Origin of the sequence: Colwellia sp. BRX10-1, from assembly GCF_014077545.1 — a bacterium.
Lineage (GTDB): Bacteria > Pseudomonadota > Gammaproteobacteria > Enterobacterales > Alteromonadaceae > Colwellia_A.
Window position 1 is genome coordinate 1 of record NZ_JACGWC010000007.1, and the last position, 15,375, is coordinate 15,375.

The following is a 15,375-nucleotide window of genomic DNA, read 5'->3' on the forward strand; positions in this document are numbered from 1 at the left end:
CTGATAACAACTCCGTCATCCTGATAACAACTCCGTCATCCTGAACTTGTTTCAGGATCTCGTCGTTGACAACACAAAAAGCAGATACTGAAATAAATTCAGCATGACGGCAAAGGGATAAGCCTCAGTCATCCTGATACCACATCCGTCATCCTGAACTTGTTTCAGGATCTCGTCGTTAACAACACAAAAAGCAGATACTGAAATAAATTCAGCATGACGGTAAAGGGATAAGCCTCAGTCATTCTGATAACACCCCCGTTGTCCTTCATCCTGATACCACATCCGTCATCCTGAACTTGTTTCAGGATCTCCTCATAAAAAACACATAAAAAAAGCTTACTCAAAAAATGAGTAAGCTTTTAGAATTCAATGTTTTTAAAGTAGTGTTTAAAAAACTGAACGAAATGATGAGCGACCGCTACGACGTGTAGAGCGTCGGTTTCTCATACGACTATGAAGTTCGCGACGTTTAGAATCTAGCCACTCTTCACGAGTCACTGTAGCATCACCACTACGACCTTCTTCTCGGCTACGATAAGCACAAAACTCTAGAAACGCTTCAATATCGTCTTTCAGTTCTTCGGCAACTAATTCAATCATGATGGCGTCGTCTAAAAAGCCTAATACAGGAATATGGTCAGGTACTAAATCTTCTGGATCACTAAAATAAGCCAATGCACTTAGCACATCACTGCGCTCTTCTGCTGGAATTTTCCATTCAGAGTCTTCTATCATCGCCACTAAAGTTTCTAGTTTTTTAATGCGCTCGCTGACAAATTCTGGAACACTTCCTTTAATATCTTGGCTAATACTCTTAGCGTTACTTAAAATAACTGCTTCACTAAGTTTTGCAGCTCCTGATTGCGCTTTACGCATTACATCACGGAAGTGGTCTAAGTCTGACTCTGTTAATTCAAATTTAACTTCAAACGCCATTATAATTCTCCTGTATTTGGCTTTTCTATTACTACACTTTGTTTATTATTTACTTTTTTGCATAATAGTAAACATAGTACATTCAACCCTATTTTTCTTATTAGAGTAAATTTAGCAGATAGTTATACAAACAGCACGCAGTTAACTCAATTAATTTGTAAATATTTATAACTTTTCATTCACACTTTTATAAACATAATGCTATGATTTTGTTCTATTGTTTGTATTTATTCTGAAACTTTTATGCAAAATACCGAGTTAGTTAAAAAAAATAGTGATCTTGATATCACGCCATCAGTCTCTGAACAGCCTGATAGCATGAGAAGTTCAGTAAATAACAATTGTGATAATTGTCATCAGCCACTCAACGGTCCTTTTTGTGGTCAGTGTGGTCAACAAGCAGAATCAACATTGAAATATTTTTGGGTGGTGATATTACACCTTCTTGATGATATTTTTAGTTTTGATTCTCGTGCCGCCCGAACTATATTGCCATTAGTTGCTCGTCCTGGTTTTTTAACTAATGAGTATATTGCGGGAAAACGCGTGCATTACGTGCCTCCGCTACGTCTGTACCTTTTTGTGAGTATTGTCTTTTTTATTACCTTAAAATTTTTTGTGCTCTCAGACAGTAATACTCTTCTCGCGGTAAGCGACAATCAGACATCAATCACTCAAATCAAAGATCAGCTTATTTTACTTGAAAAAAACAAGCTTAAAGCCATTGATGGCTCACCAGACAATACCGTTGATTTGTCAGAAACAACAAAAAGTATCGCAAAATTTGAAACCTATTTAACCGATATTAATAAAGATTACAGTATTGAAAAAAATAAACGGTTAATTGATATGACCAAAACACTTGTCGATTTAGAATTAAGACAATTTAAAGATGGACAAGCACTTAGCGGGAATAAAAAAGAACGTTATGATTTATTAACCTCAAATATTGCAAAATTTAAAAATGGTGAGGAACTAGATAATGTAGAAAAAACTTCTACGACCATAGGCAATAATGCCGATGGTACCTTGTCTTTTGATTTTTTAAGTGACGAGAATAATAAAAGCCTTAATGTGTTTACAAAGTCTTTGATCAAGAAAGCAGAAAATGCCTTCCGCTCTGATGCAACGCCACTAGTGCAAGAAGTTATTGGAAAATTACCGCAATTAATGTTTGTTTTACTACCTCTTTTTGCTGTTTTATTAAAAATAATGTTTATATTTTCCAAACGACTGTATATGGAACATTTAACGGTTGCCTTGCACAGCCATAGTTTTATTTTCTTTACTATATTGTTGGTAGAGTTACTAGATGTGTTTGCTGGCTATAGTGAAACAGTCCTCCCTGTACTTACTGGCTCGATTGAATTTGCCAGTAAAGCCTTATTAATTTGGATCCCGATATATTTATTTATCATGCAAAAGCGCGTCTATAAACAGGGTTATTTTTTGACCTTTATCAAATATTCGTTTATCGGTACCGCTTATATGATACTTATTGGCTTCACAGGTGTAATTGCCTTCGTTTGGGGCTTAACAGATATTTAACTAACAGTTTCAGTTACCCTGCCCTGATACAAGCCCGTTATGCTGATATGGATTCCGTCAACCAGATACCGTATCCGTCGTCATCCTGATAACTCACCCGTCATCCTGATACCACCTACGTCATCCTGAACTTGTTTCAGGATCTCGTCGTTGACAACACAAAAGCAGATACTGAAATAAATTCAGCATGACGGTAAAGGGATAAGCCTCAGTCATTTTGATACCACCTCCGTCATCCTGATACCACCTCCGTCATCCTGAACTTGTTTCAGGATCTCGTCGTTAACAACACAAAAAGCAGATACTGAAATAAATTCAGTATGGCGGTAAAGGGATAACTAGACACTGTTAGTCTGAACCCAGGCTATTATTTTGATACTAACTTCATCATCCTAAAACCATCTCCGTCATCCTGATACCACCTCCGTCATCCTGAACTTGTTTCAGGATCTCGTCGTTGACAACACAAAAACAGATACTGAAATAAATTCAGCATGACGGCAAAGGGATAAGCATCCGTCATCCTGAACTTGTTTCAGTATCTCGTCGTTGACAACACAAAAACAGATACTGAAATAAATTCAGCATGACGGTAAAGGGATAGGCCTCAGTCATTTTGATACCCCCTCCTTCATCCTGATACCACCTCCGTCATCCTGAACTTGTTTCAGGATCTCGTCGTTGACAACACAAAAACAGATACTGAAATAAATTCAGCATGACGGTAAAGGGATAAGCATCCGTCATCCTGAACTTGTTTCAGGATCTCGTCGTTAACAACACAAAAAGCAGATACTGAAATAAATTCAGCATGACGATAAAGGGATAAGACTCAGTCATTTTGATAACACCTTCGTTCTTTCTAAACAGAAAAGCCGGATAAGTAATTAACTTATCCGGCTTTTATAAAATAAAATGAACGCTTCTAAAAGCGTTCTTTATAAAGGTTACTCAGCTAAAGGACGCATATGAGGGAACAAAATAACATCTTTGATCGTTGGTGAGTCAGTAAACAACATCACTAAACGGTCAATACCAATACCTTCACCCGCAGTTGGCGGTAAACCATATTCAAGCGCTTGAATATAGTCTTCATCATAATGCATCGCTTCATCGTCACCAGCATCTTTGCCTTCAACTTGGTTACGGAAACGTGCTGCTTGGTCTTCTGCGTCATTAAGCTCAGAGAAACCATTCGCTAATTCACGGCCACCAACGAAAAATTCAAAACGGTCAGTAATAAATGGGTTGTCATCATTACGACGTGCTAATGGTGAAACTTCCCAAGGGTATTCTGTAATGAAAGTAGGTTGATCAAGCATATGCTCAGCAACTTCTTCAAATATTTCACAAATGTATTTACCTGGGCCCCATACTTTTGATGCTTCTGTTTCTTTAACACCAACAGTTTTGGCCATAGCTTTAAGTGCGTCGAAGTTTGCTTCTGGGTTACGTAAAATGTTTTCGTCTAGGTCGTTACCGTATAATAAAATAGCATCAACCATAGATAAGCGCGTAAACGATTTTCCAAAGTCATAAAATTTCTCTTCAACGACTTCGCCATCACTATTTTTAACTGTGTTACGAATAACAGAGCTACCTAGTACGTTTTCAGCAAGAGTACGTAACATATCCTCAGTGATATTCATTAAATCAATGTAATCTGCATAAGCTTGATAGAATTCAATCATAGTGAATTCTGGGTTATGACGTGAAGATAAGCCTTCGTTACGGAAGTTACGGTTAATTTCGAATACTTTTTCAAAACCACCAACGACTAAGCGCTTTAAATAAAGCTCAGGGGCAATACGCATATACATTTGAATGTCTAAGGCATTATGAAAAGTTTCAAAAGGTTTAGCCGTTGCGCCACCAGGAATAGTTTGTAACATTGGCGTTTCAACTTCCATGAAACCACGAACAGTTAAAAACTGACGAATACCTTCAACAATTTTTGAACGAATAAGGAAAGTATTACGCGTTTCTTCATTGATGATTAAATCAACATAGCGTTGACGATACTTAGTTTCAACATCAGATAAACCGTGGAATTTTTCAGGTAACGGGCGCAATGACTTAGTGAGTAATTGATATTCGTCCATATTGACATATAAATCGCCTTTACCAGACATATGCATAGTGCCGGTAACACCGATAATATCGCCGATATCTAAAGTGCCCCAACGCTCTTTAATATCTTTTTGCACTGTTTTATGTGCATAAGCTTGGATGCGACCAGACATATCTTGTAGTACCAAAAATGGCCCACGCTTAGCCATAACTCGACCAGCAATACTATAGGTTGCTGTTTCAGCTTCAAGTGTTTCTTTATCTTTCTCACCATGCTCAGCTTGTAAATCAGCAGCGTAGTGTTTTCGGTCAAACTTGTTTGGGTGGCCATTAGCCGGACAGTTTTCACGAATTTTCGCTAATTTACCGCGACGTTCGGCGATTAATTTGTTTTCATCTTGCTGATTTACTTGTGCTTGGTCGGTCATTTTTTTTCTCGTTAACTTTTTAAGTTTTGATTGTCGAACCTTGCCACGCAAGGCTCTTCTACTTTATAAACCAGATTTTAGGCTGGCTTCTAAAAATTTGTCTAAATCGCCATCTAAAACTGCTTGGGTATTTCGATTTTCAACGCCTGTGCGTAAATCTTTAATTCGGCTGTCGTCTAAAACGTATGAGCGTATTTGACTACCCCAGCCAATGTCAGATTTACCATCTTCTAATTCTTGCTTGCCTTCATTTTTCTTTTGCATTTCCATTTCAAAGAGCTTAGCTTTTAACAACTTCATCGCCGTTGCACGGTTCTTATGTTGAGAGCGGTCAGCTTGACAAGCGACAACAGCGCCCGTTGGAACATGGGTAATACGAATAGCTGAATCAGTTTTATTAACATGTTGACCACCAGCGCCCGAGGCACGAAAGGTATCAATACGTAAATCAGCAGGATTAATATCGATTTCAATATTATCGTCAATCTCAGGATAAATAAATGCCGAAGCAAATGAGGTATGACGACGACCACTGGAATCAAATGGTGATTTTCTTACTAAGCGATGAACACCTGTTTCTGTACGTAACCAGCCATAAGCGTATTCACCGGTATACTTAATCGTACACCCTTTAATACCGGCAACATCACCGTCAGTCACTTCAATCGCTTCTGTTTTATAACCGTGTGCTTCACCCCAACGCAAATACATACGCATTAACATTTCAGCCCAGTCTTGTGCTTCAGTGCCACCAGAGCCCGATTGAATATCTAAATAACAGCTGTTTTCGTCATGTTCACCAGAAAACATCCGGCGAAATTCTAATTTTTCTAAACTTTTTTCTAGCGCTTGAATTTCATCGTTCGCATCGTTAAAGGTTTCTTCGTCGTCTTCTTCTAGAGCAAGTTCAACTAAACCTTCAACGTCTTCACAGCCTCGATCCATTTCATCAATGGTTTCAACGATGGCTTCAAGAGAAGAGCGCTCTTTACCGAGTGCTTGTGCTCGTTCAGGATCATTCCAAACTTCAGGTGACTCTAATTCACGCACCACTTCAACCAAACGTTCTGATCTTTGGTCGTAGTCAAAGATACCCCCGAAGCATATCTGTACGCTCGCGGATGTCTTTAATCTTGTTTAATACCGGGTTAGCTTCAATCATAGTTTATAATTTTACATCGCAAATTTGGCGTCAAGATGCACGCCCGAAAGAATAAAATAAAATAGTCGCGCATTATAGCGTAATTTCATCGCTAAATAAACGATTTAACTGACTAAACTGGCTGAAAATAAAGCAATGAATCGCCAGGCTTTTATTCAAGGTATTCCACAATAAATTGCACACTTTGCTTGCCACGAAATTCATTAATATCGAGACGGTAAGCAAGGTGGACTTGTTGAGTTTGATGGTCAGGCCAACGGCTTAAGTCAACATTAAAAGCGATAGCATCAAAAACTTGCCCCGCTTTTTCAACAACCAGTTTCAGATGTTTCTGGCCGACAATACGTTGCTGAACCAGCTTAAATTTATCGTCAAATAAAGGTTCGATAAAGTTTTGTCCCCAAGGGCCAGAATCACGTAATAGCTGAGCAAAAGATAAGGTCATTTCATTGGTGGGTAGTTCGCCATCGGAGGCGAGCGTACCTTTGAGATCGTCACTGCTTAACCAAAGCTCGGCATATTGATTTAATAAGCGCTGAAATTCTTCAAAGTTTTCTTCTGCTATTGATAAGCCAGCTGCCATGGCGTGGCCACCAAATTTAATAATGATATTTGGGTGCTGCGTGTCAATATGTTCCAGTAAATCTCTAATATGTAAACCAGGAATAGAGCGTGCTGAACCTTTAATTTCACTGGTTTTTCCTGTTTTCTCAAGTGAAAGGTCATCACTCGTGCCAGCAAAAACAATACTGGGTCGGTGATACTTTTCTTTTAAACGACCAGCAACAATACCGATAACCCCCTGATGCCAATCTTTTTGAAACAAAGAAATCGCGTGCGGTAAGTTATCATCAGAAAAATTTAAGCTTTTCAGCACTTGTTCTGCTTCTTGCTGCATGCCCTGCTCGATTTCTCGGCGCGACTTATTTAAATCATCAAGATCAGCAGCCATTACTCGAGCAGAAGCAAGGTCTTTGGCAAGCAAACAATTAATACCGTAAGACATATCGTCTAAACGCCCTGCGGCATTTATTCTTGGACCCAAAGCAAAACCAAAATCACTAGCAACTATCTTTTTCTGATCTTTACCGGCTATTTCGAGCAACGCTTGAATGCCTGGGCGCGTAACTCCCGCACGAATTCTTTTCAAGCCTTGTTCAACCAAAATTCGATTATTGTTGTCAAGAGAAACAACATCGGCTACGGTCCCCAAGGCAACTAAGTCAAGGAGTTGAGCAATATTAGGCTCTGCTATTTTTTTGTCAACGAACCAGTTCTTGTCACGTAAATATTTACGCATTGCCATCATAAAATAAAAAGCAACACCAACACCCGCCAGCGCTTTACTGGCGAAGTCACAGCCAACTTGGTTTGGATTAATAATAGCGTCGGCATCAGGTAGTGTCATGCCCGGTAAGTGATGGTCGGTAACAATAACACCTAATCCTAATGACTTGGCTTTAGCGACGCCGGCAACACAACTAATACCATTATCAACGGTTATTAATAGCTCAGCGCCTTGCTTAGCAGCTATTTCGACAATTTCAGGTGTTAAACCATAACCATATATAAATCGATTAGGTACTAGGAATTGATAATTATCACAGCCAAACAAACGTAAAGCTTCCATCATTAATGCAGTGCTAGTCGCACCATCTGCATCAAAATCCCCAATAATGGCAATGTTTTTATTCGCGACTAAGCCTTCATATAAAACCTCACAGCCTTGATTAATCCCTTTTAAACTTTCAATGGCACAGAGTTGGCTGACATTAAGTTCGAGTTCAATTGCCTTATCAATACCGCGGCTGGCATATATCTGCTTAATAAGTGGATGAAGATGATTGGGAAGATGGTTATCTTCAACTTTGACACGGCGTACTATTTGCTTTTGCATAAGGAGAGTTTCTGATGATTAATTGAATGAGGTTAAGAGAGCAAAATGGCAGGCTATTTGGCCTGCCACTTAGGTTAAATCATTAACAAACGATTATAATTTATCCTGCCGCTTTCATCTGTTCAATTATAGCAACAAGCGCATCCGGTTCTTGATAGCCAGGTAACATCATACCGTTTTCTAAAATAACAGCCGGTGTGCCACTAACCCCAACTTGACGGCCAAAATCAAACTCATCTTCAATGGGTTTATCACATATACGTTGTGCAACATTTGAACCCATTTTAGCTTTTGTTAACGCATCTGCTGGATTTTCGTGACACCAAATAGAGCGTAAATCTTTAAAGCCTTGAGAATATTGACCCGAACGGTCTTTCACACCTGAACGAGGGTAAGCTAAATAACGTACCGTGATACCTTTTTCATTATATTCATCCATTTGTTCATGCATCTTACGGCAGTAGCCACAAGTGATATCGGTGAATACGGTAACAACATGCTTTTCATTTTTTGCTGGATAGACAATCATCGCATCAGCAAACTTGTCCAAACCATCAAGTCGAACTTGCGCTAAACTTGCTTCTGAATAATTGACAACCTTGCCGCCTAAACCATAAAGTTTACCTTGAATGAAAAATTGACCATCGGCACTCGCATAGAATAAACCTTGGTTAGTGATAAGTTCAACTAAACCAGGCATAGCTGATGGTTTAACCGCATCAATTTCTAGGCCTAACATTAAACTAAGCTTTGCTTTTAATTGAACCGCATCGAATTCGGTAGGATTATTGATGGTAGATGTGGTGGTTGAGGCGCTACTTGCAACCACAGTCGGCTGCTCTACAGCAAACACTAAACCAGCAACACCGATACAAACCGCCGTAAGGGCAAGGGAAATTTTCTTAAACATTAATGACTTCCTAAAAGTAGAACTAACAATCGGTAATCTCAGTGATTACACAAGATTAATTGAGCTATATAACATGACCGTTTCTTAGTGAGTAAAATTACAGGGAATTGAAATAAAATGCAATAAACCTAGTCATATCACTCTATTAATAAGTGTAAACAGCCACTTTATAACGATATATATATTTTACTGCCTTGATATAAACTATCTGTTAAACTCTCGCAAAAATAGTGACCCTAATGTTAATCGGTCAATATCTTACTTCTAAGCTCAAAAAAGATGCTAAAGGCTACCTCATGAAAATTGGTTTATTTTACGGTTCTACCACTTGTTATACTGAAATGGCGGCGGAGAAAATTCAACAATATTTTGCTGACAAAGCAAAGTTCAAGACAGAGTTCGACGTTGAATTGTTTAATATCAAAGAGACACCACTAAGTAAGATTGACGATTTCGATCTGGTTATCATGGGTATTTCTACTTGGGATTATGGTCAAATTCAAGAAGATTGGGAGGGCCACTGGGATGATATCGCGACTTTAGATTTATCAGGAAAAATTATCGCCCTTTATGGCATGGGTGACCAAATTGGTTATACCGAGTGGTTTCAAGATGCGCTGGGCATGTTGCATGAACAAGTCATCGCCCAAGATGGTTTTGTTATTGGTTTTTGGCCCAACCAAGGTTATGAGTTTGAAGCCTCTAAAGCGCTCACCGAAGATAATAGTCAATTTGTCGGTTTGGCATTAGATGAAGACAATCAATACGAACAAAGTGATGAACGTATTGCATTGTGGTGTCAACAAATTCAAAGAGAAATAGCTGAGATTATTGAAAGTGAATAAAAACTAAAAATAAATAGCTTTAGCTTTAGCTAAATAGCCTGTTTCGCTTTATAATTCACGGCAATATTATCCTGACCGAAATTATACTTTATGTTTGAGCAATTTGACCTAGATTCAGCACTACTAGGCGGCATTACAAATGCTGGCTATAAAAAACCAACATCTATTCAAGAGTTGGTTTTACCTGTCGCCATGACAGGTAAAGATGTTTTAGCTTCAGCGCCAACGGGCACAGGTAAAACAGCTGCTTTTATATTACCTATCGCTCAACATCTGCTAGATTACCCGCGTAAAAGCCCAGGTTTTCCTCGGGTACTTATTTTGTCACCAACGCGCGAGCTTGCTATTCAAACCAGTGAGCAATGTACACAATTAACTGAATTAACTGATATTAAAACTGGGTTGATCACTGGTGGTGTTAGTTATGACAGCCATAAAGATGTCTTAACTAAGAACACCGATATTCTAGTTGCTACGCCAGGCCGTCTACTTGAATATCTTGAATCAGAACAATTTGAAGCCCGCGACATTGAAATTCTTGTACTTGATGAAGCTGACCGTATGCTTGATATGGGTTTCTCTGATGCGATTAACCGTATTGTTGGTGAAGCTCGCTGGCGTAAGCAAACCATGCTTTTCTCAGCAACCCTCGAAGGTGCGGGTGTTTTACGTTTTTCAAAAGAAGTACTTAACGAGCCAGTATTTTTAGAGTCTCACCCATCACGAAAAGAAAAAGCCAAAATTCACCAATGGCTTCACTTAGCAGATGACAAAGAACATAAATTTAAATTATTAATCAACTTGTTAAAACAAGAAGGCTTTGAACGCACGGTTGTTTTTGCCAACAAACGTGAAACGGTCCAGCATTTGTCAGGAAAACTCTACGCTGAAGAAATCCCCTGTGCTTGGCTTGAAGGTAAAATGCCACAAGACAAACGTAATCATGCCATTAACCGTTTACGCTCAGGTATGGTAAAAGTATTGGTTGCTACTGATGTTGCTGCTCGTGGTTTAGATATTGATGACATTACTCATGTTATTAACTTTGATATGCCACGCAAAGCAGATATTTATTTACATCGTATTGGTCGTACAGGCAGAGCGGGTAATAAAGGTACGGCTATCTCTTTAGTTGAAGCACACGATATGCCTGTCATTGCCAAGATTGAACGTTACATGGACGAGCGTTTATCACGTCGAAATATTGAAGGCTTAAAACCACAATATAAAGAGTCTAAAGTTGCCTTGAAAAAACCTAAGATCAAAATTAGTAAATCACAGAAAAAAGCTAAGGCGAAAAAACAAGCAAAACGTGCAAACAAAAAGAAATAAAGGTAGAGTAGAAAATATAGGAGGGTTTTCTAGTTTTGAAAGCCCTGATTATCATATTGATTTGTTAGGTAGAGTAAGTTTTACTTGATAATAAAAAACCGTTTGCTATTACGCTAGGATGCACGGCATGGTCGAATAAATATATCGATGTTTGCGTGAATTGAATGAAGACAAAATATTTATTATGGCTAAAATACAATATAATAATGAAATAGAAGTGCAGGCCAAGTATTGGCTATCTCGCATTGAACAAGGATTATCGCAACAAGAGCGACAAGCTTTTGTTGCTTGGGTTAATCAAGAAAACAATCATCACTTAGCCCTTCATAAGTACTCACCTTCGACCAAAATTTCTAAGTTACTTGCCGAGTTTAATGGTTTATTTCCTTTAGAAAAAAAACATTCTCCTCACTCTAAAAAATTATTCATGCAATTATCAATGGCTGCCAGTGTTATTTTCTTTGGTATCATTACCAGTGAGTTTTTTTTAAATAAACCTATATTTTCGTTTTTTCAATCAACGTCATCTGAAGTTATTTATGATCAATTTTCAACAAAAATAGGCGAGCATAAAAAAGTGACCTTACCCGATGGTTCAAATGTCGAGTTAAACACTGATAGTTTACTCACTATTAGCTTCAGTGAAGAACATCGTCAATTAAATTTGATCAAAGGCGAAGCCTCTTTTGAAGTCGCAAAAGATAAATTACGCCCCTTTAGTGTCACGTCTGGGCAACAATCATTTACCGCTTTAGGCACCATTTTTAATGTACAAAAAAGCGATAATAATCAGTTAGAGTTAATTGTTACCGAAGGGCGAGTATTAATCGCTGATTCGAATGAAGCATTACCGGCATTAACGAAAAAAATAGCCAGTACGGTTCAATTTCCGCAAAAAAATAGCATTATAGTTGCAGGTGAAAAATCGACTATAATCAACAAAATTCAATCACCGACAAATAAAATTTCATCACTCACTTTATCTCAGGAACTTTCCTGGAAAAAAGGCATACTTATTTTTGATGGTGAATCACTGGCCACTGCACTTGATGAAATTAGTCGCTATACCGATGTTAAATTTACCATCAAAGATAAAGCGCTTGCCCAAATGAAAGTGTCCGGTTATTTTAAGTCAGACGATGTTGGTACTTTATTAGATTCAATTAGCTATAATTTCGACCTAAAATATACCAAGACAAGTCACAACACTGTAGTTATCACCAAAGCAACTGACGCCATAATTTAATGGTCAACGCCTCAAATAGGCTATAGATAAGTACAATGAATAAAAATTATAAATAGAAGGTGAGCTTTCTGTATTCAACGATCACAATCAAAGCACTAGTTGACACCTTGCTAAACTATTTATTTAAAGAAAGAAAAAAACAGCAACACCGTGCCGTTTTAACAAAACTATTGACACATTTTTTTTGTTCATTCTTTATTATTTTTCCATTATCTTTTAGTTTAACCACTCAAGCTAAAGTACAAGCTATTGCACCCAATATAACGCACTTTACTGTCGCCGCTCAATCCGTTGATCAAGCATTAATTAAACTTGCCCAGCAGGCCGATCAGACCATTATATTTTCTTATGATTTAACCCGAAGTTTTAACAGTAATGCCATAGAGGGTTATTACTCAGTTTCTTTGGCTTTGAGGAAGCTCCTTAAAAACACGGGGCTTCATGCAGAAATAAATAATAAAGGCCAATGGTCGATAAAGCAGAAAAATAACGTTACAGCGCAGAGCAAATCTAAACAAGAAATTAAGACCACAGAAAAAGTCAAAGCCATTGAAAAAATAGTTATTGTTGGTAGTCATATTAATGGCAGAACCGTAAAAGAGTTACCTGTTCCTGTTGATATTATATCTGCGGACACTCTGCGTAATAGTGGCCAGACTAACCTTGGTCAAATATTGCAAGCACTAGTACCTTCTTTTAATTTTTCTCGTTCAGCAATAAGTGATGGCAGTGACGTATTACAGCCAGCAACATTGCGTGGTTTAGGACCGGATCAGACACTGATTTTATTAAATGGTAAGCGTCGTCATCAAGCGAGTTTAATTCATATTAATAGCTCTGTTGGCCGAGGTACAGCTGGTACAGATATGAACGCCATTCCAGTAAGAGCCATTAAACGTATTGAAATTTTACGTGATGGTGCAGCCGCACAATATGGCTCGGATGCCATAGCGGGTGTTATTAATATTGTGCTAAACGATAGTAATGAGCAAGCGACCTTAATAACATCAGCTGGTGCTTATCAGCAAGGTGATGGTCAAGATTTTCAGCTATCTTATACGCAAGGTTTACCGCTGGGTGATGATGGCTTTATCAATGCCACATTAAGTTTAGTCGACCATCAAAGTACCAACCGCTCAGGTTTACATGGTGCCTGCCAATTTGGCCAGTGCACTCAATTGGACAATGGTCACTGGCAAACCGATGATCCTCGAGAGTTATCCGCTAACCGAGCAACATTTCGTATTGGCGACCCTTCGTATCAACAACTTTCTTTTGCCGCAAACAGTACATTTGAACTGAATAACGGGCAACTTTATGGCTTTTTAACCTATTCACATCGAGAAAACCAATCTGCCGCATTCTTTCGTCACAGCGCGAATAACAATGAAAACCCACTATTAAGCGATGGTCAAGCAACGATTCCTCAGGGTTATTTACCCAAAATAGATTCAGATATAAAAGATATGTCATACAATTTTGGCTATAAAGTGGCTTTCGATAATGACAGCGCCATTGATATTTCATATACCTATGGCAAGAACCAAATAGACTATACGACTAAAGATTCACTTAATGCTTCTTACGCTAACTATCTATTACAAACCAGTGACTTAACAGTAGATGAATTACGTGCTCAATTACCAAAGTCTGCTTTTGCTTACGGGCTATCCTTGTCACTTGAGACAGTAAATTTACTTTTTAGCCAAGACTATGAAAATTATTCACTCGCGTTAGGCGCAGAGTTTCGCCAAGAAATATACCAAATAATACCAGGTAACCCCTACAGCTTTCAGGATTATGATACCGACAATAATCAAGCATTGTTTGACCAAGATGCCGCTGGTGGTATTCAAGGTTTTCCGGGGGTTGCACCTGAACTTGCGGTTAACGAGAGCCGTGATGTTGTTTCACTTTTTGCGGAGTCTGTGACCCAAATCAATGACTTTATCGAGCTCAGTGCGGCCATTCGTTATGATGATTATGATATATTTGGTAACAGCACCAATACAAAACTTGCGGTGCATTGGCAAGCACACCAGCAACTTATTTTGCGCGGAGCCTATAGCACAGGTTTTCGTGCACCTTCTATGCAGCAAATGTATTTCAATAATATCAGTACACAGTTTATTGTTGACGAAAGTGGCTCATTGTTGAGTGAGGAAGTGGAAACATTCAGAAATGATAGTACTTTGACCACTCGACTCGGGGTGCCTTCTTTAAAAGAAGAAGAATCTGACAACCTCAGTGTTGGCTTTATCTATAGCCCTACTGAAAATGTAGATATTAGCTTTGATTTTTATCAGATTGATATTGATAATCGTATTGTCATTAGTAGTAAATTGGGTATGGGAATATCACCTCTACTCGACCAAGCTTTTACTGAGGAGTCTGTTACCAAAGGACAGTTTTTCTTAAATGGTGCAGATACCGCAACTCAAGGCACAGATATTGTTGCTACTTGGCAGACTCAAGCTTTTTCTGGAGATATTAACTTCACCTTAGCGGCAAACTTTACCAATACAGAGGTAACCAAGTTATTTACACCTGATCACAGCACACTGCATACCATTAGCGTTGAAGAAATTTTTTCACAGCAAGATATTTCTATCATTGAAGAGTGGCAACCACGCAATAAAATAAGTGTAAACACCCTTTATAAAAACCAGCACTGGACCATCAATATATTGTTCAATCACTATGGTAAATATACAATAACCGATGGTGGTAAACAAACTTATGGCGCAGAGCTATTAACTGATATTAGCGTTAGCCATCAAATGTCAAAAAATCTTGCGGTCACTGTGGGTAGTCATAATTTATTTGATGTTATGCCTGACAAAAATCGTATAGGAAACTCTCGAGGAGGCACAATTGAAGATCAACAAGGTAATATCATTGTTGATAGCACAGGTGTATTCAAATATTCACGCCGATCAGCTCCTTTCGGTTTTAACGGCGCATATTTTTATGCAAGTCTGCAATATGATTTTTAAGG

Annotated in this window: 10 protein-coding genes; 5 read left to right on the plus strand and 5 right to left on the minus strand. The window is 38.4% G+C overall.

Annotation, left to right across the window (positions count from 1 at the left end; genetic code table 11):
- Positions 1 to 390: 390 nt before the first annotated feature.
- On the minus strand, positions 391 to 939 hold the full coding sequence (locus H4J75_RS07880) for a YkvA family protein (protein ID WP_182217566.1): 549 nt from the start codon (positions 937 to 939) through the stop codon (positions 391 to 393).
- 243 nt (positions 940 to 1,182) lie between these two features.
- Between H4J75_RS07880 and H4J75_RS07885 the strand changes: the two genes are divergently transcribed.
- The gene (locus H4J75_RS07885; protein WP_182221812.1) at positions 1,183 to 2,487 is read left to right on the plus strand and encodes a DUF3667 domain-containing protein; all 1,305 of its coding nucleotides are present in this window, start codon (positions 1,183 to 1,185) and stop codon (positions 2,485 to 2,487) included.
- Positions 2,488 to 3,434: 947 nt separating this feature from the next.
- On the opposite strand, the gene lysS is transcribed toward H4J75_RS07885, so the two are convergent.
- From lysS to dsbC, 4 genes are all read right to left on the minus strand, one after another.
- On the minus strand, positions 3,435 to 4,985 hold the full coding sequence (lysS, locus tag H4J75_RS07890) for a lysine--tRNA ligase (RefSeq protein ID WP_070377186.1): 1,551 nt from the start codon (positions 4,983 to 4,985) through the stop codon (positions 3,435 to 3,437).
- Positions 4,986 to 5,048: 63 nt separating this feature from the next.
- Positions 5,049 to 6,147 (minus strand): peptide chain release factor 2 gene (prfB, locus tag H4J75_RS07895; RefSeq protein WP_182221813.1). Its coding sequence is split into 2 segments (ribosomal slippage): positions 5,049 to 6,071 and positions 6,073 to 6,147, totalling 1,098 coding nucleotides; the frame shifts between segments, so codons are not numbered across the junction.
- 151 nt (positions 6,148 to 6,298) lie between these two features.
- Positions 6,299 to 8,044, minus strand: a complete 1,746-nt coding sequence (gene recJ, locus H4J75_RS07900; protein WP_182221814.1) for a single-stranded-DNA-specific exonuclease RecJ — start codon at positions 8,042 to 8,044, stop codon at positions 6,299 to 6,301.
- 100 nt (positions 8,045 to 8,144) lie between these two features.
- Positions 8,145 to 8,954 (minus strand): bifunctional protein-disulfide isomerase/oxidoreductase DsbC, encoded by an 810-nt coding sequence (gene dsbC / locus H4J75_RS07905; protein ID WP_182221815.1) that lies wholly within the window; start codon positions 8,952 to 8,954, stop codon positions 8,145 to 8,147.
- Between the two features lie 296 nt (positions 8,955 to 9,250).
- Between dsbC and fldB the strand changes: the two genes are divergently transcribed.
- The 4 genes from fldB to H4J75_RS07925 all read left to right on the plus strand — a co-directional run bounded on the left by fldB (position 9,251) and on the right by H4J75_RS07925 (position 15,373).
- Complete coding sequence (fldB, locus tag H4J75_RS07910; RefSeq protein ID WP_182216882.1) at positions 9,251 to 9,799, plus strand: flavodoxin FldB; 549 nt, start codon at positions 9,251 to 9,253, stop codon at positions 9,797 to 9,799.
- Between the two features lie 90 nt (positions 9,800 to 9,889).
- Positions 9,890 to 11,131 carry an ATP-dependent RNA helicase SrmB gene (srmB, locus tag H4J75_RS07915; RefSeq protein WP_070376001.1) on the plus strand — a complete coding sequence of 414 codons (1,242 nt, stop codon included), beginning with the start codon at positions 9,890 to 9,892 and terminating at the stop codon, positions 11,129 to 11,131.
- Positions 11,132 to 11,315: 184 nt separating this feature from the next.
- Complete coding sequence (locus H4J75_RS07920; protein WP_182216884.1) at positions 11,316 to 12,377, plus strand: FecR family protein; 1,062 nt, start codon at positions 11,316 to 11,318, stop codon at positions 12,375 to 12,377.
- Positions 12,378 to 12,484: 107 nt separating this feature from the next.
- Positions 12,485 to 15,373, plus strand: a complete 2,889-nt coding sequence (locus H4J75_RS07925; RefSeq protein ID WP_259366344.1) for a TonB-dependent receptor — start codon at positions 12,485 to 12,487, stop codon at positions 15,371 to 15,373.
- Positions 15,374 to 15,375: the final 2 nt, after the last annotated feature.

What these genes read in the sequence shown, in the direction of transcription:
- srmB (WP_070376001.1), top strand. Translation starts at nt 9,890, where the DNA reads ATGTTTGAGCAATTTGACCTAGATTCAGCACTACTAGGCGGCATTACA.
- fldB (WP_182216882.1), top strand. Translation starts at nt 9,251, where the DNA reads ATGAAAATTGGTTTATTTTACGGTTCTACCACTTGTTATACTGAAATG.
- lysS (WP_070377186.1), bottom strand. Translation starts at nt 4,985, where the DNA reads ATGACCGACCAAGCACAAGTAAATCAGCAAGATGAAAACAAATTAATC.
- dsbC (WP_182221815.1), bottom strand. Translation starts at nt 8,954, where the DNA reads ATGTTTAAGAAAATTTCCCTTGCCCTTACGGCGGTTTGTATCGGTGTT.
- recJ (WP_182221814.1), bottom strand. Translation starts at nt 8,044, where the DNA reads ATGCAAAAGCAAATAGTACGCCGTGTCAAAGTTGAAGATAACCATCTT.
- H4J75_RS07920 (WP_182216884.1), top strand. Translation starts at nt 11,316, where the DNA reads ATGGCTAAAATACAATATAATAATGAAATAGAAGTGCAGGCCAAGTAT.
- H4J75_RS07880 (WP_182217566.1), bottom strand. Translation starts at nt 939, where the DNA reads ATGGCGTTTGAAGTTAAATTTGAATTAACAGAGTCAGACTTAGACCAC.
- H4J75_RS07885 (WP_182221812.1), top strand. Translation starts at nt 1,183, where the DNA reads ATGCAAAATACCGAGTTAGTTAAAAAAAATAGTGATCTTGATATCACG.